Origin of the sequence: Pseudoxanthomonas broegbernensis (assembly GCF_014202435.1) — a bacterium.
Taxonomy (GTDB): Bacteria; Pseudomonadota; Gammaproteobacteria; order Xanthomonadales; family Xanthomonadaceae; genus Pseudoxanthomonas; species Pseudoxanthomonas broegbernensis.
The window spans coordinates 574,602-598,232 of the sequence record NZ_JACHGU010000002.1 but is presented as its reverse complement, the minus strand read 5'-3'; the positions used below and the strand labels follow the sequence as shown (position 1 = coordinate 598,232).

Annotated in this window: 19 protein-coding genes; 7 read left to right on the top strand and 12 right to left on the bottom strand. The window is 72.4% G+C overall.

Annotated features, from left to right (window positions below; genetic code table 11):
• Positions 1-2: 2 nt before the first annotated feature.
• A complete protein-coding gene (locus HNR76_RS06300; RefSeq protein ID WP_183982150.1) occupies positions 3-653 on the top strand; it encodes a DUF2238 domain-containing protein in 651 nt (216 codons plus the stop codon).
• A 114-nt stretch (positions 654-767) separates the two neighbouring features.
• Positions 768-1,730, top strand: coding sequence for a DMT family transporter (locus tag HNR76_RS06295; RefSeq protein WP_162310019.1), 963 nt, complete (start codon positions 768-770; stop codon positions 1,728-1,730).
• Between the two features lie 88 nt (positions 1,731-1,818).
• Here HNR76_RS06295 and HNR76_RS06290 read toward each other — a convergent pair whose 3' ends face one another.
• The 5 genes from HNR76_RS06290 to HNR76_RS06270 form a co-directional block, all read right to left on the bottom strand.
• Entirely contained in the window at positions 1,819-2,535 is a 717-nt protein-coding gene (locus tag HNR76_RS06290; RefSeq protein ID WP_162310018.1) for a pseudouridine synthase, read from the bottom strand.
• Between the two features lie 162 nt (positions 2,536-2,697).
• Entirely contained in the window at positions 2,698-4,386 is a 1,689-nt protein-coding gene (locus HNR76_RS06285) for a sensor domain-containing diguanylate cyclase (protein ID WP_162310017.1), read from the bottom strand.
• 100 nt (positions 4,387-4,486) lie between these two features.
• On the bottom strand, positions 4,487-6,367 hold the full coding sequence (locus HNR76_RS06280) for a DEAD/DEAH box helicase (RefSeq protein ID WP_162310016.1): 1,881 nt from the start codon (positions 6,365-6,367) through the stop codon (positions 4,487-4,489).
• Positions 6,368-6,529: 162 nt separating this feature from the next.
• Positions 6,530-7,603 (bottom strand): COG3904 family protein, encoded by a 1,074-nt coding sequence (locus tag HNR76_RS06275; protein ID WP_246429018.1) that lies wholly within the window; start codon positions 7,601-7,603, stop codon positions 6,530-6,532.
• Between the two features lie 214 nt (positions 7,604-7,817).
• Positions 7,818-8,210 carry an MAPEG family protein gene (locus HNR76_RS06270; protein ID WP_162310015.1) on the bottom strand — a complete coding sequence of 131 codons (393 nt, stop codon included), beginning with the start codon at positions 8,208-8,210 and terminating at the stop codon, positions 7,818-7,820.
• Positions 8,211-8,286: 76 nt separating this feature from the next.
• Here HNR76_RS06270 and HNR76_RS06265 point away from each other — a divergent pair, with 76 nt between their 5' ends.
• Positions 8,287-10,170, top strand: a complete 1,884-nt coding sequence (locus HNR76_RS06265; protein WP_162310014.1) for an FUSC family protein — start codon at positions 8,287-8,289, stop codon at positions 10,168-10,170.
• Between the two features lie 59 nt (positions 10,171-10,229).
• Here HNR76_RS06265 and HNR76_RS06260 read toward each other — a convergent pair whose 3' ends face one another.
• Positions 10,230-10,697 (bottom strand): hypothetical protein, encoded by a 468-nt coding sequence (locus tag HNR76_RS06260; protein ID WP_162310013.1) that lies wholly within the window; start codon positions 10,695-10,697, stop codon positions 10,230-10,232.
• 170 nt (positions 10,698-10,867) lie between these two features.
• Here HNR76_RS06260 and HNR76_RS06255 point away from each other — a divergent pair, with 170 nt between their 5' ends.
• From HNR76_RS06255 to HNR76_RS06245, 3 genes are all read left to right on the top strand, one after another.
• Positions 10,868-12,115 carry an alkaline phosphatase family protein gene (locus HNR76_RS06255; protein WP_162310012.1) on the top strand — a complete coding sequence of 416 codons (1,248 nt, stop codon included), beginning with the start codon at positions 10,868-10,870 and terminating at the stop codon, positions 12,113-12,115.
• Between the two features lie 104 nt (positions 12,116-12,219).
• Entirely contained in the window at positions 12,220-13,746 is a 1,527-nt protein-coding gene (locus HNR76_RS06250; protein WP_162310011.1) for an AlkA N-terminal domain-containing protein, read from the top strand.
• Positions 13,743-14,282, top strand: a complete 540-nt coding sequence (locus HNR76_RS06245; protein WP_162310010.1) for a methylated-DNA--[protein]-cysteine S-methyltransferase — start codon at positions 13,743-13,745, stop codon at positions 14,280-14,282. Before HNR76_RS06250 ends, HNR76_RS06245 begins: the two co-directional genes overlap by 4 nt.
• A gap of 189 nt (positions 14,283-14,471) precedes the next feature.
• On the opposite strand, the gene trpA is transcribed toward HNR76_RS06245, so the two are convergent.
• Positions 14,472-15,275: a tryptophan synthase subunit alpha gene (trpA, locus tag HNR76_RS06240; protein WP_162310009.1), complete on the bottom strand. Its 804-nt coding sequence runs from the start codon at positions 15,273-15,275 to the stop codon at positions 14,472-14,474.
• A gap of 151 nt (positions 15,276-15,426) precedes the next feature.
• Complete coding sequence (gene trpB, locus HNR76_RS06235; protein ID WP_162310008.1) at positions 15,427-16,638, bottom strand: tryptophan synthase subunit beta; 1,212 nt, start codon at positions 16,636-16,638, stop codon at positions 15,427-15,429.
• 291 nt (positions 16,639-16,929) lie between these two features.
• Between trpB and HNR76_RS06230 the strand changes: the two genes are divergently transcribed.
• Complete coding sequence (locus tag HNR76_RS06230) at positions 16,930-17,817, top strand: LysR family transcriptional regulator (RefSeq protein WP_162310007.1); 888 nt, start codon at positions 16,930-16,932, stop codon at positions 17,815-17,817.
• A gap of 1,218 nt (positions 17,818-19,035) precedes the next feature.
• On the opposite strand, the gene HNR76_RS06225 is transcribed toward HNR76_RS06230, so the two are convergent.
• The 4 genes from HNR76_RS06225 to HNR76_RS06210 all read right to left on the bottom strand — a co-directional run bounded on the left by HNR76_RS06225 (position 19,036) and on the right by HNR76_RS06210 (position 23,617).
• Positions 19,036-19,692 (bottom strand): phosphoribosylanthranilate isomerase, encoded by a 657-nt coding sequence (locus tag HNR76_RS06225; RefSeq protein WP_162310006.1) that lies wholly within the window; start codon positions 19,690-19,692, stop codon positions 19,036-19,038.
• The gene (gene truA / locus HNR76_RS06220; RefSeq protein ID WP_162310005.1) at positions 19,689-20,462 is read right to left on the bottom strand and encodes a tRNA pseudouridine(38-40) synthase TruA; all 774 of its coding nucleotides are present in this window, start codon (positions 20,460-20,462) and stop codon (positions 19,689-19,691) included. Before truA ends, HNR76_RS06225 begins: the two co-directional genes overlap by 4 nt.
• Positions 20,463-20,485: 23 nt before the next feature.
• Entirely contained in the window at positions 20,486-22,258 is a 1,773-nt protein-coding gene (locus tag HNR76_RS06215) for a FimV/HubP family polar landmark protein (RefSeq protein WP_162310004.1), read from the bottom strand.
• A 333-nt stretch (positions 22,259-22,591) separates the two neighbouring features.
• Positions 22,592-23,617, bottom strand: coding sequence for an aspartate-semialdehyde dehydrogenase (locus HNR76_RS06210; protein ID WP_162310003.1), 1,026 nt, complete (start codon positions 23,615-23,617; stop codon positions 22,592-22,594).
• Positions 23,618-23,631 lie beyond the last annotated feature (14 nt).

Below are 23,631 nucleotides of genomic sequence, written 5' to 3'. Positions count from 1 at the left end.
CCATGCCCGAGGCCGCGCTGCGCAAACCCGCCACCTCCCGTCATGCGCGGGTCCTGCTGGGGCTTTTCGCGGCCGTCTGGATCGCGCTGGCCATCGCGCCGAAGTACCGCCACGACTGGGCGCTGGAAAACGTGCTGGTGCTGCTGGCGGTGCCGGCCCTGGCCTGGGGCTGGCGGCGGATGCCGCTGACCCTGCTCAGCTACGCCTGCCTGTTCGCCTTCGGCGTGCTGCACGAGATCGGCGCCCACTACACGTATGCCGAAGTGCCGTACGACGCCTTCTTCCAGCGCACGTTCGGGTTTTCGCTGGATGCCGCGCTGGGGCTGCAGCGCAACGCCTTCGACCGGCTGGTGCACTTCCTCTATGGCGTGCTGGTCACCCCGGCCTGCATCGAGCTGCTGGACCGCGTGGCACCGCCGCGCGGCGCCTGGCGCTACGTGCTGCCGGTCAGCTTCGTCATGTCGCACTCGCTGCTGTTCGAGCTGTTCGAGTGGCTGGCCGCCAGCGTGTTCGGCGGCGACCTGGGACAGGCCTACCTCGGCACCCAGGGCGACGTATGGGACGCGCAGCAGGACATGCTGATGGCCACCCTGGGCACGGTGCTGGCCGTGGCCGTGCTGGGCCTGCGCGGCTGGATGGCACCGCGGCGCTGACGGCGCCGGCGCGGCGGACTTTCCCGCGGCAAGCGCCGGCACCCAGCCCCGCGCGGGCGCGCGCCGCTGCAACCCGGCTGCCAGGCGCGGGGGGGCCGGGCAATAATGCCCCCCATGCCGATGACCGACCGCTCCCGCGCGCACCTGCAGATCCACGTCTGCGTGCTGCTGTGGGGCTTCACCGCCATCCTCGGAAAGCTCATCGCCATGCCCGCGCTGCCCCTGGTGTGGTGGCGGATGCTGCTGGTGGTCGCCGCGCTGGCGCTGGTCCCGCGGGTATGGCGTGGCCTGCGCACGCTTTCCCCCCGGCTGGTGCTGGCCTATGCCGGCATCGGCGCGCTGGTGGCCCTGCACTGGCTCACCTTCTACGGCGCGATCAAGCTGGCCAACGCCTCGGTGGCCGCCACCTGCATCGCGTTGGCGCCGGTGTTCACCGCGGCGATCGAGCCCTGGGCCGCACGGCGCCCGTTCCGCCCGCGCGAGCTGGCGCTGGGCGTGGCGGTGCTGCCGGGCGTGGCCCTGGTGGTGGGCGGCGTGCCGGACGGAATGCGGCTGGGCGTGGCGGTGGGCGCGCTGTCGGCGCTGCTGGTGGCGATCTTCGGCTCGTTCAACAAGCGCCTGGTCGAGCATGCCGATCCCTTGACCGTCACCGCCCTGGAGCTGGGCGCCGGCGCGCTGGTCCTGACCGCGCTGGCACCGCTGATGCCGATGCTGCTGCCGGCCCTGGCCGGCGACCTGCTGGTACTGCCCGGCCCGCGCGATGGCGCCTTGCTGGTGCTGCTGGCGCTGGCGTGCACGCTGCTGCCGTTCGCCCTGGCGCTGGTGGCCCTGCGCCAGCTCAGCGCCTATGCCGTGCAACTGGCCACCAACCTGGAGCCGGTCTACGCGATCGCGCTGGCCGCGCTGCTGCTGGGCGAGCAGCACGAGCTGAGCCCGTGGTTCTACCTGGGCGTGGCCATCGTGCTGGCCGCCGTGTTCCTCGACCCGCTGGTGGCACGGCGCCGGCCCCTGGACACCGCCGGCCCGCGGCATCCGGAAGTGCTGGGCACCGCCGAGGCCAAGCGGCTGGTCGACTGAACACGCGGCCGGCACCCGTGCGAGGCCCCGCTGCCGTCGGCGCGCGCCTCCAGCCTTTGCGCGTGGCGGGCGGCCTCTTGCCCGACGCCTACCAGTCGGAGAAATCCGGCAGCAGCCCCTGCAACTCGGCCTCGCTCAGGTTGCGCCACTGCCCGGGCTTGAGCACCCCCAGCTTGACGTTGTCGATGCGTACCCGGCGCAGTTGCGTGACCCGGTAGTCGAAGGCCGCGGCCATCAGCCGGATCTGCCGGTTCAGGCCCTGCTCCAGGACGATGCGGAAGCCGAACCGGGCGATCCGCGCGGTGCGGCACGGCAGGGTGGTCTGTCCATGGATGCGCACGCCCCGCGCCATCGCGCGCAGGAACTCGTCGGTGACCGGCTTGTTCACCGCCACCAGGTATTCCTTCTGGTGGCCGTTCTCCGCGCGCAGGATGCGGTTGACGATATCGCCGTTGCTGGTCAGCAGGATCAGGCCCTCGGAATCCTTGTCCAGGCGCCCTATGGGGAAGATCCGCTGCTCGTGGCCGACGAAATCCACGATGTTCCCCTTCACCTCCCGCTCGGTGGTGCAGGTCACGCCGACCGGCTTGTTCAAGGCAATGTACACGTGCCGGCGCCCGGCCCGGGCGGCACGCGGCTTCAGCGGCCGCCCATCGACCAGGACCGTGTCGCCCTCGCCGACCACCGCGCCCGTGCCGGCGGCCTGGCCGTTGACGCTCACCCGGCGCCCGGCGATCAGGCGGTCGGCCTCGCGGCGGGAGCAGAAGCCGGTCTGGGCGATGTGCTTGTTGAGGCGGATGCTCATGCCGCCATTATCGACCAGGCCGGTGCCGCACGGACGACCGCAAGGCGGCGATCGTCCCGCCGGGATGATGGGCGCGCGCCCTGCGGAGGGATTCGCCGTGCGAACGGCGTGGCACTCCACGGCCGCCGGCCCTCCAGCGCAGGCGGACCCGGCCCGCCGCGCTCAGCCGCCGCTTCCGGCCACGGGGGTTTCCGCGGCGACGACGCGATTGCGGCCGTTGCGCTTGGCGCGGTACATCGCCTCGTCGGCGCGGCGCAACAGCATGCTGGCGTCGTGGTCCTGCGGATGCTGCGAGGCGATCCCGATGCTGGCGGTCACCGTCAGCCCGGGGATGCCCAGCCCGGCCGCGACCCGGGCCACCTGGGTGCGCACGGTTTCCATCCGTTGCCACGCCGAGTCGCCGCTCACGCCCGGCAACATCACCAGGAATTCCTCTCCGCCCATGCGCACCACGTCGGCCGCGTCGCGGATCGCGGCGGCCAGCGTCTGCGCCACCGCCACCAGCACCCGGTCGCCGGCGTGGTGGCCATGCACGTCGTTGATGCGCTTGAACAGGTCGATGTCCAGGAATGCGACCGAAAGCATCCCGCCGCGCACGGCCGCGCTCCGGAAATGGCGCTCGAGCCGCACCAGTCCCGCGCGCCGGTTGGCCAGCCCGGTCAGCGCGTCGGTGTCGGCCAGCAGTTGCATCTCGTCGCGCTGCCGGCGCAGGCGGCCCAGGCGCAGGTTCAATGCGTAGGCGCTGACGGTCAGGAACCAGGTGATCGACAGTTGGATCGCCTCGACCCGGTACTCGATCAGCAAGCGACTGTCGGCCAGGTCCAGCAACACCATCACCAGGAACGGCAGGATCGCGGCGATGCCGGCCAGCGCGTCGCCGCGCCGCCGCCACGCCGCGTACAGGCCGAGGGCGAAGACGGCCACGCATCCGGCCGCGAAGATCGCATCCACCGCCTCGGCGAACGCCCCCAGCGCGGGCATCGGCAGCCCCGCCGCCAGCACGATGCCCAGCAGCCAGCACCCGCCGACCGTCCGCAGCAGGCACTGGCGGCAGGCGCGCCCGCGCCCGGCCGCGCCGACCAGCAGCCACATCACGTAAAGCAGCGCGCTCAGGCCCATGCACGACAGCGCCACCAGCCAGCGCGACGCTTCGCCGCCCACCGGCAGCCAGGGTTCGGGGTAGCCGCTGAGCCCGCTCACGATGGCCTGCCACACCACCGCCAGCAGGCACAGCAGGGCATAGCCCAGAAACAGGCCGTCGCGCGCGCTCAGGAACCCCATCAACGCGGTGAACGCCAGCACGATCGCCACGGCCACGCAGGCCGTGCGCACCAGCAGCCGCGCGGTGTCGATCTGCTGCACCGGGCTGGGCGCGCCGATCCGCACCGTCGGGATCCAGCGGGATTTCAGCGGCGTGGCCCACGCCACCCGGATCGGCTCCAGGTCGCCGGCCACGGGCACCACCACCATGCCCACGCCGGCCCGGAAGCGCGAATCGCGGGTGCGCGCATCGTGCATGTGGCCGCAAACCTCGCGCTCACCATGGCTGACCATGACCTCGCCGGCGAACACATTGAACACGTCCACCGCCTGCGGCGCGCCGGACCAGCCGCCCGGCGGCGGCGGGACTTCCACCCGCTCGCCCAGGCCGGCCAGCACCGCCGGATCGCACCTCCTCACCGGCGCCGGGTCCAGCGCCGGCACGCCGGTCACCAGGTAGTCCCGGCCCAGTTCCGGGCGGTCGGAGGCCAGTCCCGGCAGGACCCACAGCAACGCCAGCACGAATGGCGCGGCCAGTGCCCATCGCCGCCACGGGCCATGTGTCTGGTCCGGTTCGACGCCGATGTCCATGCTCCCCTTGCGAGTAGTGTCCCGGCCCATCATACCGGTGCGGTTGCGGCGCACGATCACGCCCCGCGAACGCGGGGGCACGGGCACGGAGCGGGCTGGATCAGCCCCTGGGCTTGGCAGGGCCCTTGCGGTGCGGCTTGGCCGGCGGCTTGGCCGCGTGCCCCGGTCGGGCGCCCGGCGGACGGGCGCGCGCGCGCGGCCCGGGCGCGGGAGCCGACGGTTCGTGGCTGCCGTCCCAGCGGCTGATCCGCAGTTGCTGGCCGACCACCCAGGCCTTGCGAAGGTGGGCCATGACCTCCGGCGGCATGCCTTCCGGCAGGTCGAGGATGGAATGATCGTCGTGGATGTCGATGCGGCCGATGTAGCGGCTTTCCAGCCCGGCCTCGTTGGCGATGGCGCCGACGATGTTGCCCGGCTTCACCCCGTGCGCATGGCCGACCTCGACCCGGTACGTCTCCATGCCCGACTCGGGCGCGGCACGCGGCGGCTTGGGCGCGCGCGGCGGACGCGGGGCGAAGCCGTCGTCGTCGTGGCCGCGCGGCGCGCGCGGACCTCGCGCGGCGGGCGCGCCGTTGCCATGCCCGTGGGGCTCGCGCATCTCGCGGGGCGCGCGCGCGGCGTGCGGGCGCTGTTCCGGCTCGACGGAGGCGTCCAGCATCAGCGGCGTATCGCCCTGCAGCAGCCGCGCCAGCGCGGCGGCGATCTCGGTGGCGCCGACGTCGTGCTCGCCGGCATAACGATCGACCAGGTCGCGGTACGGTTCCAGCCCATCGGTCTCCAGCGCGCCGGAGATGCGCTCGAAGAAGCGCGTCACCCGGCGGTCGTTCACCGCCTGCACGGTCGGCAGGCGCATCTCCTCGATCGGCTGCCGGGTGGCGCGCTCGATCGCGCGCAGCATGCCCTTCTCGCGCGGGGTGACGAACAGGATCGCCTCGCCGCTGCGGCCGGCGCGGCCGGTGCGGCCGATCCGGTGCACGTAGCTCTCGGTGTCGTACGGGATGTCGTAGTTCAGCACATGGCTGATCCGGTCCACGTCCAGCCCGCGCGCGGCCACGTCGGTGGCCACCAGCACGTCCAGGCGCCCGTCCTTGAGGTGGGCGATGGTGCGCTCGCGCTGCTGCTGCTGCATGTCGCCGTTGATCGCCGCCGCGGTCACGCCGCGCGCCTGCAGCTTGCCGGCCAGTTCCTCGGTGGCGGCCTTGGTGCGGGCGAACACGATCATCGCGTCGAACGGCTCGGCCTCCAGGATCCGGGTCAGCGCGTCGAGCTTGTGCAGGCCGCTGACGAACCAGTAGCGCTGGCGGATGTTGGCCGAGGTGGTGGTCTTGGCGGCGATGGTGACTTCGACCGGATCCTTCAGGTAGGTCTGGGCGATGCGCCGGATCGGCGCCGGCATGGTCGCCGAGAACAACGCCACCTGGCGCGAGGGCGGGGTCTTCTGCAGCACGGTCTCGACGTCGTCGATGAAGCCCATGCGCAGCATCTCGTCGCCCTCGTCCAGGACCAGGCATTGCAACTGCGACAGGTCCAGCGAGCCGCGCTCCAGGTGGTCGATCACCCGGCCCGGGGTGCCGACCACCACCTGCACGCCGCGCCGCAGCGCGGCCAGTTGCGGGCCATAGCCCTGCCCGCCGTAGATCGGCAGCACCTGGAAACCGGGAATCCGCACGGCATAGCGCTGGAAGGCCTCGGCCACCTGGATGGCCAGCTCGCGGGTGGGCGCCAGCACCAGCGCCTGCGGCTTGTTGCGCGACAGGTCCAGCTTGGCCAGCACGGGCAGGGCGAAGGCGGCGGTCTTGCCGGTGCCGGTCTGGGCGGTGCCCAGCACGTCGCGGCCGGCCAGCAGCGCCGGGATGGTGGCGGCCTGGATCGGCGACGGGGATTCGTAGCCGACGTCGGCCAGTGCGGCAAGCAACGGCTCGGGCAGGCCGAGGTCGCCAAAGCGCGGCGCGGCGCGGGTTTCGCTTTCGGGGGTGGACATCCGGAACTCCGGCGGCGCGCGCCGGAAAGGCGCGGCGGGGGGCTGGTCAGAAGGCGCTATTGTGCGCCTTCCCCACCGGGCTTGTCGCCCCGGATCGAACGGGCGGCGGGTTCCGTTCAGTGGAACAGGCCGCAAGCCCCGCGCATGGCGACGAAGCGGGCTTCAGCCGCCCTGCCCGGCCGGCGCCTTCCCGCCGCCGCCGGCGGTCTTCGCGGCCGGCGCGGCCTCCGCCCCGGCGCCCGCCTCGGCCTCCGGCGTCGGTTCGGCCACCGTGACCAGGGCGTTGAACTCGGCCAGCGGGCTCTCCGCCGGGCACGCCTCGTCGGGGAAACCGTAGCCGCGGCGCAGTTCCAGGCCGCAGGCGTTGAGGGCATGGACCTCGCGCTCGCTCCGGCAGCGCTCGCCGAACGCGCGCACCCAGGCATCGCGCCGGTGCATGAAGTCGTCGCCGCACTTGTCCAGCAGGCGCACCCGGTCCAGGTCGTCCTGGGCGGCGTTGTTGCCGTCCAGCCCGTAGACGCGCAATTCCTCCACGGTGAGCAGGCGCAGGCTGCGGTTGGGCACGGTCTTCATCGCGTCGGCCAGCAGCGGCGAGGCGCCGTTGCGTTCCAGGTAGGCGCGCACGGTGGCGTACACCGCCTGCAGCTCGGTGTTGAGTTCCTCGCGGTTGGTGGCGGTGGAGCTGAGCCGGATGATGCGGTGGATGCCCACCCGCCCGGCCAGCATGCGGCTGTCGCCGCCGGCCAGCACGAACACGCAGGCGCTGTGGCACACCGAATCCTCGCGCACCCACAGCGTCCAGTGGTGGCGGCCGATCCAATCGCCCGCGCGGATCGCGTCCTCGACCTGGCCGCCGGTGGAATCCAGGTCCAGCACTCGGTTGCCGATGTCCAGCGCGTCGGCCACGCGGGTCACCCGCTCCACCAGGGCGGTGAAGTCGCTGGCGACCTTGCCGCGCCAGCGCAGGCGCAGCACGTCGCCTTCCACGCAGGGTTCGAGCAGGTGGCGCAGGTTGTCGCGGCTGGGCACGGACACCGGCTCGCCGTCGCCCTGGTCGTAGTCGAGCGCGCAACCGATCCAGGCCTGGCCGGAGGTCAACTCCATCGGCGACCAGTCCGGCGCCTTGGCCTTGGGCACCGGCACCGGCGGCGCGGCCTGCGGGGCGGGCGCCGCCGGCACGGCACCCTCGGGCATCGGCGCACGGCTGACCGCACCGCCTTCCTCGGGCGAGGTCACCGTCTGGGTCTCCACCGCCGGGGCCGGCGCGGGTGATTGGCCGAGGCAACCGGCAAGCGGCGATGCACAGGCCAGCAGGAAGGCGGCGAAAGCGGTTCGGCGGAAGCGAGGCGAGGCCAAGGAACGCTGCACGGACAATCAACGCGATGCGGGGGATGCCGCCCAGTCTAGGGGGTGCGCCCCCGGCACGGGCAACCGTCGATGAACGGTGCGCTCAGCCCAGCAAGGGCCACAGCACCAGGGCCAGGCCGGCCATCGCCAGTGCCCAGGCCAGCGAACGCAGGTAGCGCACCGCGAACAGGTACAGCGGCACGTAAACCAGCCGCGACCACAGATAGAGCTGCACGCCCAGCGCGGTATGCGCATCGGCGCGGCCGCTCCAGACCACCGCCAGCACCGCCGCGGCGAAGAACGGGAAGGTTTCCAGGAAGTTGCCCAGGGCGCGCTGGGCACGGCCGGCGGTCGCCGGCAGCGGCCCGGCAGCGGCATCGCGCGGGCCGGTGTTCCAGGCCACGCCGCGCTGCCGGGTGGCCAGCAGGCTGGCCAGCAGCAATTGCGCGAACCCGAGCACGACGGCCCAGGCCAGGTACTGGATTTCGATGCTCATCGTGCGTTCTCCGTGGCGGCGCGCCTGTGGGCGCTCCCAGGAGCCTAGCAGCAAGGCGGCTGGGTACCATGGGCCGATGCGTGTTCCCGTCCCCCCCGCTCCCGCGCCACCGCCCCGGCCCACGGCGCGCGGGCTGCTGCACGAGCTGCGCCGTGTCCGCGGCGCGCCGCCGGAGCGCACCGCCTTCGCCCTGCGGGCCGCGCTGACGATGGGCATCCCGGTCCTGGCCGGCTGGCTGGCCGGCGACGTGGCCGCCGGACTGATGGCCACCATCGGCGGCTTCACCGCGCTGTATTGCGGCAGCCGGCCGTACGCGGCGCGCGCGATCGCCCTGGCGGTCATCGCGGTCGCCTTCGCCGTGGCGGTGATGTTCGGGCTCTGGCTCGATCACTGGCCGTGGCTGGTGCTGCCGACCCTGGTGCTGGTCGGCATGGTGGCGACGTGGCTGTGCAACGCGGTGAGGCTCGGCCCGCCCGGCGCCTACATGTTCGTGCTCGCCTGCGCCGCCGGCACGGCGATGCCCGCGCAGCACCTGGACCCGTGGCATGCAGGGCTGCTGGTTCTGGGCGGCGGCGCCGTGGGCTGGGTGCTGCACACGGCAGGCGCGCTGTTCCAGCCGCGCGGGCCGGAGCGCCGGGCCGTGACCGCCGCCGCCCGCGCCGTGGCCGCCAGCATCGACGCGGACGACGCACATCCCGATCCCCACCGGCACGCGGCCCAGGCGCTGCGCGAGAGCTGGCAGATGCTGGTTGGCTTCCAGCCAATCCCGGCGCGCCGGCACGGCGAGCTGGAGCGGCTGCGCGCGCTCAACCGCGAACTGCACCTGCTGTTCGCCGCCAGCATCGACGCGCACTTGTCCGAGGAGGAGCGCACCGGCATGCAGCAGCGCGTGCGGGCGCTGTCCGCCGAGGCGATGCGGCCGGCCATCCGGCGCCCGGCCACGCTGCCGGCCACCGCCATCCCGCAGGGCTACCCGCATTCCTGGACGCTGCTTCGCGAGGGCCTGCTGCCCGGCTCCAACGCCCTGCGCACGGTCCTGCGGGTGGGCCTGGCGATGCTGCTGGCCGGCGTGGTGGCCGGTGCGCTGGAGGTGCACCGCGCCTACTGGGCGATGGCCGCCGCGCTGCTGATGCTGCACCAGGGCTTCGACTGGCCGCGTACGCTGCAGCGCAGCCTGGAGCGCACCCTGGGCACGTGGATCGGCCTGCTGCTGGCCGGCGCGATCCTGTGGCTGCACCCGGCCGGCCCGTGGCTGGCGATGATGGTGATGGCTCTGCAGTTCGTGATCGAGATCGCGGTGGTACGCAACTACGCCATCGCCGTGGTGTTCATCACCGGCGCGGCGTTGACCATCGCCAGCGGCGGCCGGCCGGTCGACGACATCGCCGGCCTGTTGCTGGCGCGCGGCCTGGATACGCTGATCGGCTGCGCCTGCGCCCTGCTGGTATACCGGCTGTTGCCCACGCGCACCGACGCGCACACGCTGGCCGGCGGCATCGGCCAGTGCCTGCAGGCGGTGGGCCGCACCTGCCGGGTGCTGGCTTCGGGCGAGGTGGCCACCCCCGAGGCGCGTGCCGTGCGCCGCGACCTGCAGCACCGCAGCTTCCTGCTGGCCGAATCCATGGACGAGGCCGTGGCCGGCCCCGCGCAGGCGCGGCGCGCCGCGGCGAAATGGTGGCCGGGCGTGTCCATCTGCCAGCGCCTGGCCTACCGGGTGCTGGCCGCGTGCTGGGACGTGGAGCGCAACCTGGTGGATGCTCCGGAAAGCGACGCCAGCGCACCGGCGCTGCGGCCGGAGGACGCCGCCATGGTCGCACCGGCGCTGGAGGCACAGGCCCACGCCTGGCTGCACCTGCTGCCACCGCCGGAACTGCCGGAACTGCCCGTGCTGCTGGAGCCGGACCTGCCCGACCTGCGCCGCTTCCTCGCCAGCCAGTTGCGGCAGGCGCCGAGCGGGTAGCGCCGCGGCCCGTCCGCCGGACCGGCCGCGTCCACTGCGGCGAACGCCCGGGCGCCTCGTCAGTGACGAGGTGGCGGTGGAACGGCCGGCGGCGGTGGCGCGGGCGGCGACGGCGGCAATGGCCGCGATTCGGCCGCCGCGCGCTGCCGCTCCAGTTCCTCGCGCTGGCGCTCGTAGGCCTGCCGCCGCAGTTCGAAGTCCTGGCGCAGGCGATCCGCCTGGGCCGGGCTTGCGCCGGCGCGGCGGCGGTCGGTGCGGACGCGGTCGGTCTCCATCCGCCGGCGGTTGGCGTCGATGGCGACCGCGATGCGGTCCCGCTCGGCGCGGCGCACGGCTTCGTCCTGGCGGCGATCGGCCTCCTGGTGGGCCTGCCGCTGGCGCTCGTAGGCATTGCGCGACGAGTCGCCGCCGGCCGTGGGCGGCGTGCCGTAACGATTGGACTGCACCGATTGCGCCTGCGCCGCCGGGCCGGCCAGCGCCACGGCGAGCAGCAGCATCGAAAGGTGCCTGGATGCCTTGCCGGCCATGCCATCCTCCACGGGTCTGGCCTGCGTTATAGCGCGCCGGCAAGGTCGCGGGCGTGCATGCGGCGGCACCGCTTCAGCCATCCGTCATGCCGGTCGCGCGAGCGAGGCGCTGTCATGCGGCTTGAACGGGAGTCTGCCAAGCTGTCGCCCCCGTGCCCGTTCATCGCGCAATGCCGCCACGCCCCCTGTTCCGCACCGCCTGCCTGGCCCTGCTGCTGTCGCTTGCCGGCTGCGCCGCTTCCCCCGCGCCACGCACCGGCGCGAACGACGCACCGGCCCTGCTGCTGGTCTCCATCGACGGCCTGCGCGCCGACGCCCTCGGCCGCGGCGACACGCCCACCCTGGACCGCCTGGCCGCGCGTGGCGCGCGCGCGCAATGGATGCGGCCGTCCTACCCGGCGCTCACCTTTCCCAACCATTTCACCCTGGCCACCGGCCTGCGGCCGGATCGCCATGGCGTGGTCCACAACACCATGCGCGACCCGGCGCTGGGCCGCTTCGTCGTCGCCGACGCGGCGGCCGCGCGCGTGCCCGGCTGGTGGCAGGCGCAACCGCTGTGGACCGGCGCCGAACGGGCCGGACTGGTCACCGGCGTGTGGGCCTGGCCCGGCGCCTCGGCGCCGATCGACGCGATCGTGCCGCGGCACTTCCATCCCTTCGACGCCGCGGTGCCGCTGGACGAGCGCATGGACCGGATCGCCGGCTGGCTGGCTGGCCCGCCGCCCACGCGGGCGCGTTTCGTGGCGGTGTACCTGGAGCAGGTCGACAAGGCCGGGCACGACTTCGGCCCCGACGCCGCGCCCACCCGCGAGGCGATCCGGCGCGTGGACGCGGCGCTGGGCCGGCTGCTGGCCGCGGTGGACACGGCCGGGATCGCGATGGACGTGGTGGTGGTTTCCGACCACGGCATGGCCGCGGTCCCGGAAGGCCACTATCTCGCGGTCGAGGACATGGCCGCGATGGAAGAGGCCGAGGTGGTCAGCGTCGGCCAGGTGGTGGGGCTGGCGCCCCGTCCCGGCCACGAGGCGCAGGTGCAGGCGCGGCTGCTCGGGCGCCACCCGCACTACCAATGCTGGCGCAAGGCGGACATCCCCGCGCGCCTGCACTACGGCAGCCACCCGCGCATCCCGCCGCTCGTCTGCCAGATGGACGAAGGCTGGAACGCGCTGCCGCGGCAGACGGTGGCGCGGCGCAACGCCGAAGGCAGCCACGACCGCGGCGCGCACGGCTACGACCCGGATGCGCCGTCCATGCGCGCCGTGTTCCTCGCCAGCGGCCCTTCGTTCGTGGCGGGCAAGGTGTTGCCCCCGTTCGACAACACCGACGTCTATCCCTTGCTGGCGCACCTGCTGGGCATCGCCGCGCAGCCGCACGACGGCGACGCGCGCACGCTGCTTCCCGCCTTGCGCGAACCATAGCGGCGGCCGGCCCGGGGCGGACGGCGGGGGCCGGGCCAGGCCCCGGCATTCATGTCCGAAAATGGCCAGTCATGCGCCCGCGGCGGTGCTAGCCTGCAGTGGCCATGTCGCTCGCCTCCGCCAACGCCCTGCCCGACCACCGCGCGTGCGAACGCGCGCGGCTGAGCCGCGACCCGCGCTTCGACGGCCTGTTCTTCACCGCCGTGCGCAGCACCGGCATCTACTGCCGTCCGGTGTGCCCGGCGCCGGCGCCCAAGCGCGAGAACGTGGACTACTACCCCAGCGCCGCCGCGGCCGAGGCGGCCGGCTTCCGTCCCTGCCTGCGCTGCCGGCCGGAGCTGGCGCCGGGCCAGGGCACGTGGCGGCGCGGCGACGAGGCAGTGGCCCGCGCCTTGAAGCTGATCGACCAGGGTTTCCTCGCCGCGCACCCGGTGGCCGACCTGGCCGCGCGGATGCACCTGGGCGAACGCCAGTTGCGCCGCCTGTTCGTCGAGCGCCTGGGCGCCGCGCCCATCGGCGTGCACGGTACCCGCCGCCTGCTGTTCGCCAAGCAGTTGCTGACCGAGACCGCGCTGCCGGTCACCGAGGTGGCCCTGGCCGCCGGCTTCGCCAGCCTGCGCCGTTTCAACGCCGCCTTCCTCGATGCCTACCGCATGGCCCCGCGCGACCTGCGCCGGGACGCGCGCGAGGACGCGCCCCCCGCGGCCGACCGCGAACGGCCGCTGACGCTGAAGCTGGGCTACCGCCCGCCCTACGACCTGGCGGCCATGCTCGATTTCCTGCGCGGGCGCGCCCTGCCCGGCGTGGAAGCCGTGGATGCCGGCAGCTACGCGCGCGTGGTCGGCACCGCCGACGCTCCCGGCTGGCTGCGAGTGAGCGCCTGGCCCGGCGGCCGCGATGGACCGACCCATGCGCTGAAGCTGGAACTGCATGGCGTACCGCCCGTGCGCCTGGCCGATACCGTGCACCGGGTACGGCGCATGTTCGACCTGGACGCCGACCCGGATGCGATATCCACCGCGCTTTGCGCCGACCCGCGCCTGCGCCCGCTGCTGCGCAAGCGCCCCGGACTGCGCCTGCCCAGCGGCTGGGACGGGTTCGAGATCGCGGTGCGCGCGGTGATCGGCCAGCAGGTCAGCGTCGCCGCCGCACGCACCCTGGCCGCGCGGCTGGCGCAGCGGCACGGGCATGCCGTGGCCCTCGCCGGGCCGCAGGGACTGTCGCACCTGTTCCCCGCGCCGGCCGCGCTGGCCGAGGAGGGGCTCGAAGGGCTCGGCCTGACCGCCGCGCGCGCGGCCACGGTGCGCCGGGTCGCCGCGGCCCTGCTCGACGGCCGGGTCGATTTCCGCCCCGATCGCACCCTGGACGAATTCGCCGCGGCCTGGACCGCGCTGCCCGGCATCGGCCCGTGGACCGCGCACTACCTGGCCCTGCGCGCGCTCGGCCATCCCGATGCGTTCCCGGCCGAGGACCTGGTCCTGCAGAAGGCCCTGCCCGGCGACGGCAGCCGGCTCAGCCCGCAACCGCTGCGCAGCCGTGCCGAAGCCTGGCGGCCGTGGCGGGCCTACGCCGTCATCCACCTCTGGCGCGACGCCATGGCGTCCGCCGCCTCCGCGAGGAATCCCCGATGAAGATCCACTACCGCTACATCGACAGCCCGGTGGGCATGCTCACCCTGGCCACCGCCGACGCCGGCCTGCATGCGATCGAGTTCCCGCAGGACAGCTACTTCCTGCCCCGCGACGGCTGGCAGGAGGGCGACCATCCGCTGCTGCGCCGGGCTCAGGCGCAACTGGACGAGTACTTCGCCGGCCACCGCCGCGCGTTCGACCTGCCGTTGGCGCCGCAGGGCACACCGTTCCAGCGCCAGGTATGGTTCGCGCTGGCGGACATTCCCTACGGCCGCACGGTGAGCTATGCGCAACTGGCCGCCACCCTGGACCGGCCCACGGCCACGCGCGCGGTGGGCGCCGCCAACGGCCGCAACCCGCTGCCCATCGTGCTGCCCTGCCACCGCGTGATCGGCGCCAACGGCGCGCTCACCGGCTTCAGCGGCGGCCTGCCGACCAAGCGCTTCCTGCTGGAACTGGAGGGCGCGCTGCCGCGGGAAACGAGGGCGGAGGATCTGTTCGCCGGCGCGCCTGGGCGCTTCCGTGTCGCCGACTGACGTCGGCGCCTACGAAGGAAAGAGCGGTACGACGGAACCGTCGCAGGAGCCGGATTCGTCCGGCGACCGCCATGCCCGCAAGCCGACCGCTCCAGGCTCGGCGCCATGTCGCCGCCTGAAGCCGGTTCCTGCAAGGGAAGCGGCGGCACGCGGCGGGCCATGGCAACCACGCGGCACGATGGCCGGCTCTCAACCCGCGTCGATCGCCTGCCGCAGCGGCGCCAGGAACGCACCGGCCCGCCTGGCCGCTTCGTCCGCGTCCGGTGCATCGGCCATCGCCGACACCAGCGCGCTGCCCACCACCACCCCGTCGGCATCGGCCGCCATCGCCGCCGCGCTGGCCGCGTCCTTGATGCCGAAACCGGCCACCACCGGCACCTTCGACGTGGCGCGCAACTGCTGCAGCCGCTTGCCTGCCTGGCCCGCGTCCAGCCGGTCCGCGCCGGTCACGCCGGCATAGCTGACGTAGTACAGATAGCCCTGCGCATTGGCGCAGAGCATCGCCGCGCGCTCGGCCGTGGTGGTCGGGGAGGCCAGCATCACCAGGGCCAGTCCAGCCTCGTCGAACGGCTTGCGGAAATCCGCCGCCTCCTCCGGCGGCAGGTCGACCAGCAGCACGCCATCGATGCCGGCGGCCACCGCCTCGGCGGCGAAGCGCGCCGCGCCACGGATCTCGACCGGGTTGAGGTAGCCCATCAGCGCGACCGGCGTGTCGGCGTCGCGCTGGCGGAAGCGGCGCACGCAATCCAGCACGTAGGCGGTATCGGCGCCGCGCGCCAGCGCGCGCTCGGAACTGCGCTGGATCACCGGGCCGTCGGCCATCGGGTCGGAGAACGGCACGCCCAGCTCGATGACGTCGGCACCGGCCGCGACCAGGGCGTGCATCGCCGGCACGGTCGCTTCCAGCGAGGGATCGCCGGCGGTCATGAAGGGAATCAGCGCCTTGCGGCCGGCGGCGGCGAGGGTGGAGAACTTGCGTTCGAAGCGGCTCATAGGTCGTGGACGCTCTGCGTTGAAGGGGACGGGGCCGCGTGCCGGTATTCGGCCGCTGCCCTCAGGAGCAGGGTCGCCGCGCCATTGGCGACGGCCGGGGCGATGCGATGCCGCCGCCCCGCCGCAACGGCGGCCGCGGCCGGAGGCGGATTCACAGCACGATGCCCTCGCGCGCGGCGATGGTGTGCACGTCCTTGTCGCCGCGGCCGGACAGGTTGCACAGCACCAGGGCTTCCTTGGGCAGTTCGCGCGCCAGCTTGATCGCCTGCGCCACCGCGTGGCTGGATTCCAGCGCCGGCAGGATGCCCTCGGTGCGGGTGAGCCGATGGAACGCGGCCAGCGCCTCCTCGTCGGTGACGCCGATGTATTCGGCGCGGCCGGTGTCCTTGAGGAAGGCGTGCTCCGGGCCGACGCCCGGGTAGTCCAGGCCGGCGGAGATGGAATGGGTCTCGGCGATCTGGCCGTCGTCGTCGCAGATCACGTAGGTGCGGTTGCCGTGCAGCACGCCCACCCGGCCGGCCGAGAGCGAGGACGCGTGGCGGCCGGTCGCGATACCGTCGCCGGCCGCCTCGGCGCCGACGATGCGCACCGACGCGTCGTTGAGGAAGGCATGGAACAGGCCGATGGCGTTGCTGCCGCCGCCCACGCAGGCGGTGATCGCGTCGGGCAGGCGGCCGTAGTCGGCCAGCATCTGCGCGCGCGCCTCGCGCCCGACCACCGCGTTGAAATCGCGCACCATGCGCGGGTACGGATCGGGGCCGGCCACGGTGCCGATGATGTAGAAGGTATCGGCCACGTTGGTCACCCAGTCGCGCATGGCCTCGTTGAGCGCATCCTTGAGCGTGGCCGAACCGGAATTCACCGGGACGACCGTGGCGCCCAGCAGCTTCATCCGGTAGACGTTGATCTTCTGCCGCTCGATGTCGGTGGCGCCCATGTAGACCACGCACTCCAGGCCCAGGCGCGTGGCCACGGTGGCGCTGGCCACGCCGTGCTGGCCGGCGCCGGTCTCGGCGATGATCCGCTTCTTGCCCATGCGGCTGGCCAGCAGCGCCTGGCCGATGGTGTTGTTGATCTTGTGCGCGCCGGTGTGGTTGAGGTCCTCGCGCTTGAGCAGGATCTGCGCACCGCCGACCTCGCGGCTCAGGCGCTGGGCGTGGTAGATCGGGCTGGGCCGGCCGACGTAGTGCTTGAGGTCCTTGTCGAAGGCGGCGATGAACTCCGGGTCGACCCGCGCAGTGTCGTAGGCCGCCGCCAGCTCCTGCAGCGGGCCGATCAGGGTCTCGGCGACGAAGCGGCCGCCATGGCGGCCGAAATGGCCGGAGGCGTCGGGGAAGGCGTGGAAATCCGCAGGGGCGTTCATGGATACGGGTCCGGAAGTCGCATTGGCAGGATGTCAGCCTAGCGCACGAGTTTCCACATAAAAAGCGAGATTCGCTCAATTAATTGTGATAAATACTCACATGTTGTCTGCCATCCGTATCGGGCTTGCCTGCCCTCCTAACAGCGTCCTCCGGCACGAAGGACTCTTCCCGCATGCACCAAATCCCTGACTGCCCAGACACCGAGTGCGACCGGAGCCGGCCGCGATGCCCGCCTGGCCCCGCCATCGGTCCCGCACCCCCGCACGCCCTGCCCGCCTGAAGGCACGCCCATGCCCCGCCAACTCCCGCCACTGAACGCCCTGCGCGCCTTCGAGGCCGCCGCCCGCCTGGGCAGCGTGAGCCGCGCCGCGGAGGAACTGCACGTCACCCACGGCGCCGTCAGCCGGCAGGTTCGCGTGCTGGAGGACGCGTTGGGCGCGCCATTGTTCGAGCGCGAAGGCCGCGGCCTGGCCCTGACCGCCGCCGGCCTGCGCCTGCGCGACGCGGCTGGCGACGCCTTCGCCGGCCTGCAGTCCGCTTGGGCCGGCCTGCGCCGCCATGCACGGCCGGCCGCGCTCGTACTGGGCTGCCCGGGCAGCCTGCTGGCGCGCTGGGTGATCCCGCGGCTGGAACGGCTGGCGGCCGACCTGCCCCAGGTGAAGCTGCACCTGTCCGCGCACGAAGGGGGCTTCGACGCGGCCCTCACCGGCATGGACGCGGCCCTGCTGCTGGGCGAGGCACCCTGGCCAGCCGACTGGCAGGTGCATGCGCTGGCGCCGGAACGCATCGGCCCGGTGCTCAGCCCGCGCCATGCCCGCTTCCCGGCGCTGCGCGGTGCGCCCGCCGCCGCCCTGCTCGACGAACCCCTGCTGCACACCGTCTCGCGCCCGCAGGCCTGGCCGCGCTGGTTCGCCGCCCGCGGGCTCGATGCCGGCGGCCTGCGCCCGGGCACCGCCTTCGACCACCTCACCTACCTGCTGGAAGCGGCCGCCGCCGGCCTGGGCGTGGCCATCGCCCCGCAGGAACTGGTGCAGGCCGACCTGGACAGCGGCCGCCTGGTCGCACCCTGGGGTTTCGTGAAAACCGGCGCCGAATGGACGCTATGCACGGTGCGCGGGAATGCCGACGCCCGCGTCGCCGCGCTGGCCGGCTGGCTGAGAAGCGAACTGCAGGACTGACGCCCGGTACCTGTGCAGGTCCGCACGATGGCGCCACATCGCACGATCTTCGCGCGGGAAGTCCTCGCTCGCGGAGGAAGATGCCGGCAACGATTCGGAAGGAGCGCCCAGGGCCTACGACCAGCATCACTGGTCTCCAACGCCGACCCGAGGGATAAGTGCGTCGCTTACGACAACGAAGCATGGCCTTCAACATCGGGAAGTCCATGAACATCATCCGACCGTGATCGGCCACGACTCAAACGGGCGCATCCATACGTCCATGTAGTCGATGCGAAATCTCCCTGGCGCAAGGGGGCAGCACGCATCGCCCCTCGCCTTCATCGAGCACGCACATGCCGTCTCCCGTCACACGGAAGAGCGTTGCCCTCCCGAATGATGACGGGCCCCTGACGGGCGCCATAGATTCGCCACAAATAATAGCAACCCTATTTGCTATTCCTGATACTCATCAACCCGACGATTCCAGAAATGATCGCAGCAAAACCAACCAAAACATATAAGTAGTTAATTATATTATTCCAAATAACCTCATATATTGAATCAACCAAGAAATAAGCCCCAATAATGCAAGATAATATATATAAAACTCTCATTATCTATCCTTTTTTACAATAGGTGGACGCCAACACTGGCGCACACCTTAATAGATCAAAGCACCTCATCGCCAAGGATCGTTATAAACATGCTCCAATCCTGCATTAAAGTACCCTCTTGCCGATGAGCCGAGCCAGTGGAATGCATCATGGGCGATCCCGCTCCCGCTTATAAAATCCACCTCTTCAACACATAGATCACGCATAACACCCTCCATCATTGAGGATCGGCGTCAGCCGGGGTGCGGTCGCCAACTGGGAATGTCCGCATGGCGCGTCGTCCGCCACCTCGCGACTGGAAGCGATCGCGCATGCGACGGGCGTTTGCTTTGAATGGCTGGCCCGGGCCGTGGTCAGATCGCCTATGACACTGACCCAAACGACATCCCGGCAGCAGAGGTTGAATTTGTATATGACCCCGACGAAATGCGCCTGTTGGCCGCATTCCGCGCCGCTGGCCGGCAGATGCAGCGCATGCTGCTGAACATGGTGGAAGCGCAAACCGCGTCTGGGAACAGCACAGGGCCTGACGGCACCCGAAGGGGAAGCCGTCACTTACGACCCGGCGAGTCATCTCGGCCGGTCACACGCAACACGGAAACGGTCAAAACGCTCCCGCCCTTCAGTCCATCTCCGCGCAGTCCGCCCGACGCACCTCGGCCACGAACCGCCGCATCTTCTCCCCGTCCTTGATGCCGGGCGAGACCTCGATGCCGCTGGCCACGTCCACCGCCCACGGCAGCGTGGCCTGGATCGCGTCGTGCACGTTGTCGGCGGTGATGCCGCCGGCCAGCACGAAGGGCCGGTGCAGGCCGGTGGGGATGCGGCTCCAGTCGAAGGCATGGCCGGTGCCGCCGGCACCGCCGGTGCCATGGCTGTCGAACAGGAAGGCGGCCGCGTTCGGCCAGTGCTGCTGCAGCGCGCGCGCATCCCACGCCTCGCCGCCGCCCATCGGCACGGCCTTCATCCAGGGCAGGCGGAAGGCACGGCAGAAGGCGTCGTCCTCGTTTCCGTGGAACTGCAGCAGGCTCGGCCGCACCTGGCGCACCACCTCGCGCACTTCCGCGGCGCTGTTGTCGCGGAACAGCGCCACGGCGCCCACCATCGGCGCCAAGGCCAGGCGCAGTTGCCGGGCCTGCATGGCGGTGACCTGGCGCGGACTGCCTTCGGCGAAGACGAAGCCCACCGCGTCCACGCCCAGTTCGCCGGCCAGGCGCACGTCGCCGGGCCGGGTCATGCCGCAGAACTTGATGCGGGTGCGGTACAGGGTGCGGGTCACAGGGTCACCTCCGTGGGCAGGCCCCATTCTGGCGGATACAGCGGGCGCAGGAACACCAGCCCCTGCGGCGGCGCGGTCGGCCCGGCCAGGGTGCGGTCGCGGCCGGCCAGCAGTTGCGCGATCCAGGCTTCCGGCTGCGCGCCGGCTCCCACTTCCAGCAGCGAGCCGACGATGTTGCGCACCATGTGGTGGAGGAAGGCGTTGGCCTGGATTTCGATCTCCACCGCTTCGCCATCCCGGCGCACGCTGATGTCATGCAGGTTGCGGCGCGCATGCGGGGCCTGGCAGTGCACGGTGCGGAAGGCGTTGAAGTCGTTCTCGCCCAGCAGCGCCTGCGCGGCGCGGTGCATGGCGTCGGCATCCAGGGGACGCCGCTCCCAGGCCATGAGGTGGCGGTACAGCGCCGGCCGCACCTGGCGGTTGAGCAACCGGTAGCGGTAGCGGCGCGCACGCGCGCTGAAGCGGGCGTGGAAGTCGCCCGCCACCGGCACGCACCAGCGCACGCACACGCTCGGCGGCAGGCGCCCGGTGGTGCCCAGGGTCCAGGCGCGCGGGTCGCGCACGGCGGTGCTGTCGAAATGCACGACCTGGCATTGCGCATGGACGCCGGCGTCGGTGCGCCCGGCGCAACTGACGGTGATGGCCTGGTCGGCCACCGAGGACAGCGCCCGTTCCAGCGCGGCCTGCACGGTCGGCGGGCCCGATGGCCCCAGGCCCTGCCATCCCTGGAAGCCGCCGCCGTCGTATTCCACGCCCAGCGCGTAACGCATGCCGTGGCCTTCCGTGCTGGCCGTCAGCCGATCTCGCGAAGCAACTGGGCCGCTTCGTCGCGCGCGTCCGGGTCCTGGCCGGTGGCGACCTCGCGCAGCAAGGTACGCGCGGTCTCCACGTCGCCCAGGTCGAGGTAGGCGATGGCCAGCTCCAGGCGCTCGCGGCCGGCCGGGGCGGGATTGAGCGGCCCCAGTTCCAGGGCGGCATCGTTGTGCCAGCCGGGAATGCGGCTTTCTTCCATGGCGAACGCCGGCTGGGCGGCCGCGGGGACGGCGGCCTGCGCGTGCTGCCAGTGCCCGTGCGGCGATGGCGCGTCGGCATCGGCGGACCGCGCCGGGTCGGCATGGGCGGCGGATGCCGGCATCGCCGCGGCCAGGGCGGTGGCGTCCCATCCGGTCGAGCGCGGCGCGCCAGCGGCGGGGATCGGCAGCGGCTTGGGCCGGCGGGCCAGCCACCACACCGCCGCCGCGACGGCCAGCAGGACCAGCCCGCCCCACCACCACCAGGCCGGCGTGCCGCCGGAGGCATCGGTGGCGGCCGCCGGCTGCTGTACCTGCGCCAGGCGCTGCTGCGCGGTGGCCAGCTCGCTGTCCTTGAACTCGATCAGCTTCATCTGCTGCTGCTGCAGCTTTTCCAGTTCGTCGACCCGGCTGCGCAGCTCCTGCAGTTCCGAGTCGCGCGCGGCCAGGTCTTCCTGGGCCTGGCGCAGTTGTTGGTTTGCCAGCATGTCGCCCTCGCCACCGGCGCCAAGACCGGATTCGGTTGCCTGCGCGCCGGCCGCGGCGACGGCCGGCGCAATTTCCAGCCGCGCATCCCCGCCGGCCGGTGTCGTGGCCGGGGCCGGAGCGACGGCGGTCGCGGCACTGGGCGCCGCGGTGGGGTCGGCCGGTTGCGGGACCGGGTGCATGGCCTGGCGCCACTGCTCGGTCTGCTCGCGCACCAGCGCGGTGGCGCCGGCCGCGTCGAGCCGCGCGAAATCCTCGGCGTCGGGCATGCGCAGTACCGCGCCGCTGCGCACGCGATGGATGTTGCCGTCGATGAAGGCCTGCGGATTGGCGTGGAGCAGGGCCAGCATCGTCTGGTTGAGGGTGTGCCCGCCGCGATCCATCGCCACGGCCAGGTGCGACAGGGTCTGTCCGCGCTCGACCCGGGCCAGCACCTCGCCTGGCGCGGCACGGAGCGCATCCATGCCGGCGGCAGCCGGCGGCGGCGCAACCACCACCGGTTCCGGCGGCGCGGCCTCGGCCAGCGGGTGTTCCGGCGCGGGCTGTTCGGCGGGCACCGGCACGGGCGGCGTGGGTTCCGCCTCGCGCACGATGGCGTCCGACGGCAGCGCCTGCGGCGCCTCGATCGCGGGGGCCTCCATCGCCGCGACGGTCTGCGGCGCGGCGACCAGCGCCGAGTATTCGCGCACCAGCCGTCCCTGGCCCCAGTCGACCTCGACCAGGAACGCGATCGCCGGCACGTCCACCGGTGTGCGGCTGGTGACGCGGACCACCGCCCGGCCCTGCGCATCGGCGGCGATCTCGAACTGCAGGTCGCGGACCAGGCCGACCGGCGGCTGCAGGCCGACGCGGGCGAAGGTCTCGGGCGAGGCCAGGCGCGCGTGGGCGTTCTCCAGCTCGCCCGGCTCGTTGGAGATGATCGGGATCTCGGCCAGCAGCGGCTGACCCGGCGCGGAGAGCACGCGGATCTGGCCCAGGCCGAGCGCCGCCGCGCCGCCGCTCAGCAGCAACAGCGCGATCGCCAACAGCCAGTGCCACGGGCGCGTGGCGCCCCGTCCCCTCGGTTTCATGCGGCGCACTATAGCGGACGCTCCGTCCTTGTAGGAGCCGGGGTGGCGGACGACCGCCTCGATGGCGGGCAGGCCGGCCCTGGCTCCGGAGGTATGTCGCCGACCGAGGCCGGCTCCCGCAACGGCACGGCGACGATGGTTTCAACGGCGGCGGGAACCGGGGGGCCAGCCGGCGAGCGCCGCGTGGGCACGCCGGCGTTCCCTGCCTTCGGGAGCACGCCGCCGACCGGAATCGGCTCCTACGGCGGCATGGCGACGATGGTTCCGGCGATGACGTGCGAGGCGGGACGGTGCATGGCGTGGAAGCCCTGCGCCGCCGCCCCGGCGGACCGCTCAGCCTTCCTGCGCGACCAGCTCGGCCACCTGCACCGCGTTGAGCGCGGCGCCCTTGCGGATGTTGTCCGAGACCACCCACAGGTTGAGGCCGCGCGGGTGCGAGATGTCCTCGCGGATGCGGCCCACGTACACCGCGTCGTTGCCCGAGGCATGGGTCACCGGGGTCGGGTAGCCGCCGGCCTTGCGCTCGTCCACCACTTCGATGCCCGGCGAGCGCTCCAGCAGCGCGCGCGCGGCCTCGGCGGTCACCTTCTTCCTGGTCTCGATCGCCACCGCCTCGGAGTGGCCGTAGAACACCGGCACCCGCACCGCGGTCGGGTTCACCTGGATGCTGTCGTCGCCGAGGATCTTGCGGGTCTCCCAGACCAGCTTCATCTCCTCCTTGGTGAAGCCGTTGTCCAGGAAGTCGTCGATGTGCGGGATCAGGTTGAAGGCAATCTGCAGCGGGAAGCGCTGCGGGTCGGCGTCCTGGAAGTTGAGGATGTCGGCGGTCTGCCGGCCCAGTTCCTCCATCGCCGAGCGGCCGGCGCCGGACACGGACTGGTAGGTGGCCACGTTGATCCGCTCGATGCCGTACTCGCGGTGCAGCGGCGCCAGCGCCACCAGCATCTGCATGGTCGAGCAGTTGGGGTTGGCGATGATGCCGCGCGGGCGGTTCTTCGCCGCTTCGGGGTTGACCTCGGACACCACCAGCGGCACGTCGTCGTCGTAGCGGAAGGCCGAGGAGTTGTCGATCACCACCGCGCCGGCGGCGGCGAACCTGGGCGCGTGTTCCTTGGAGACGCCGCCGCCCGCGGAGAACAGCGCGATGTCCACGCCCTTGGGATCGAACGTGGCCAGGTCCCGGACCTTGATGCTGCGGCCGGCGAACTCGACCTCGCCGCCGGCCGAGCGCTCGGAGGCCAGGGCGATCAGCTCGCCGACGGGGAAGCGGCGCTCGGCCAGGATGGCCAGCATGGTCTCGCCGACCGCGCCGGTGGCGCCGACGACGGCGACGGTGAAACGACGTTCTGCACTGCTCATGGGATGTTCTTCTC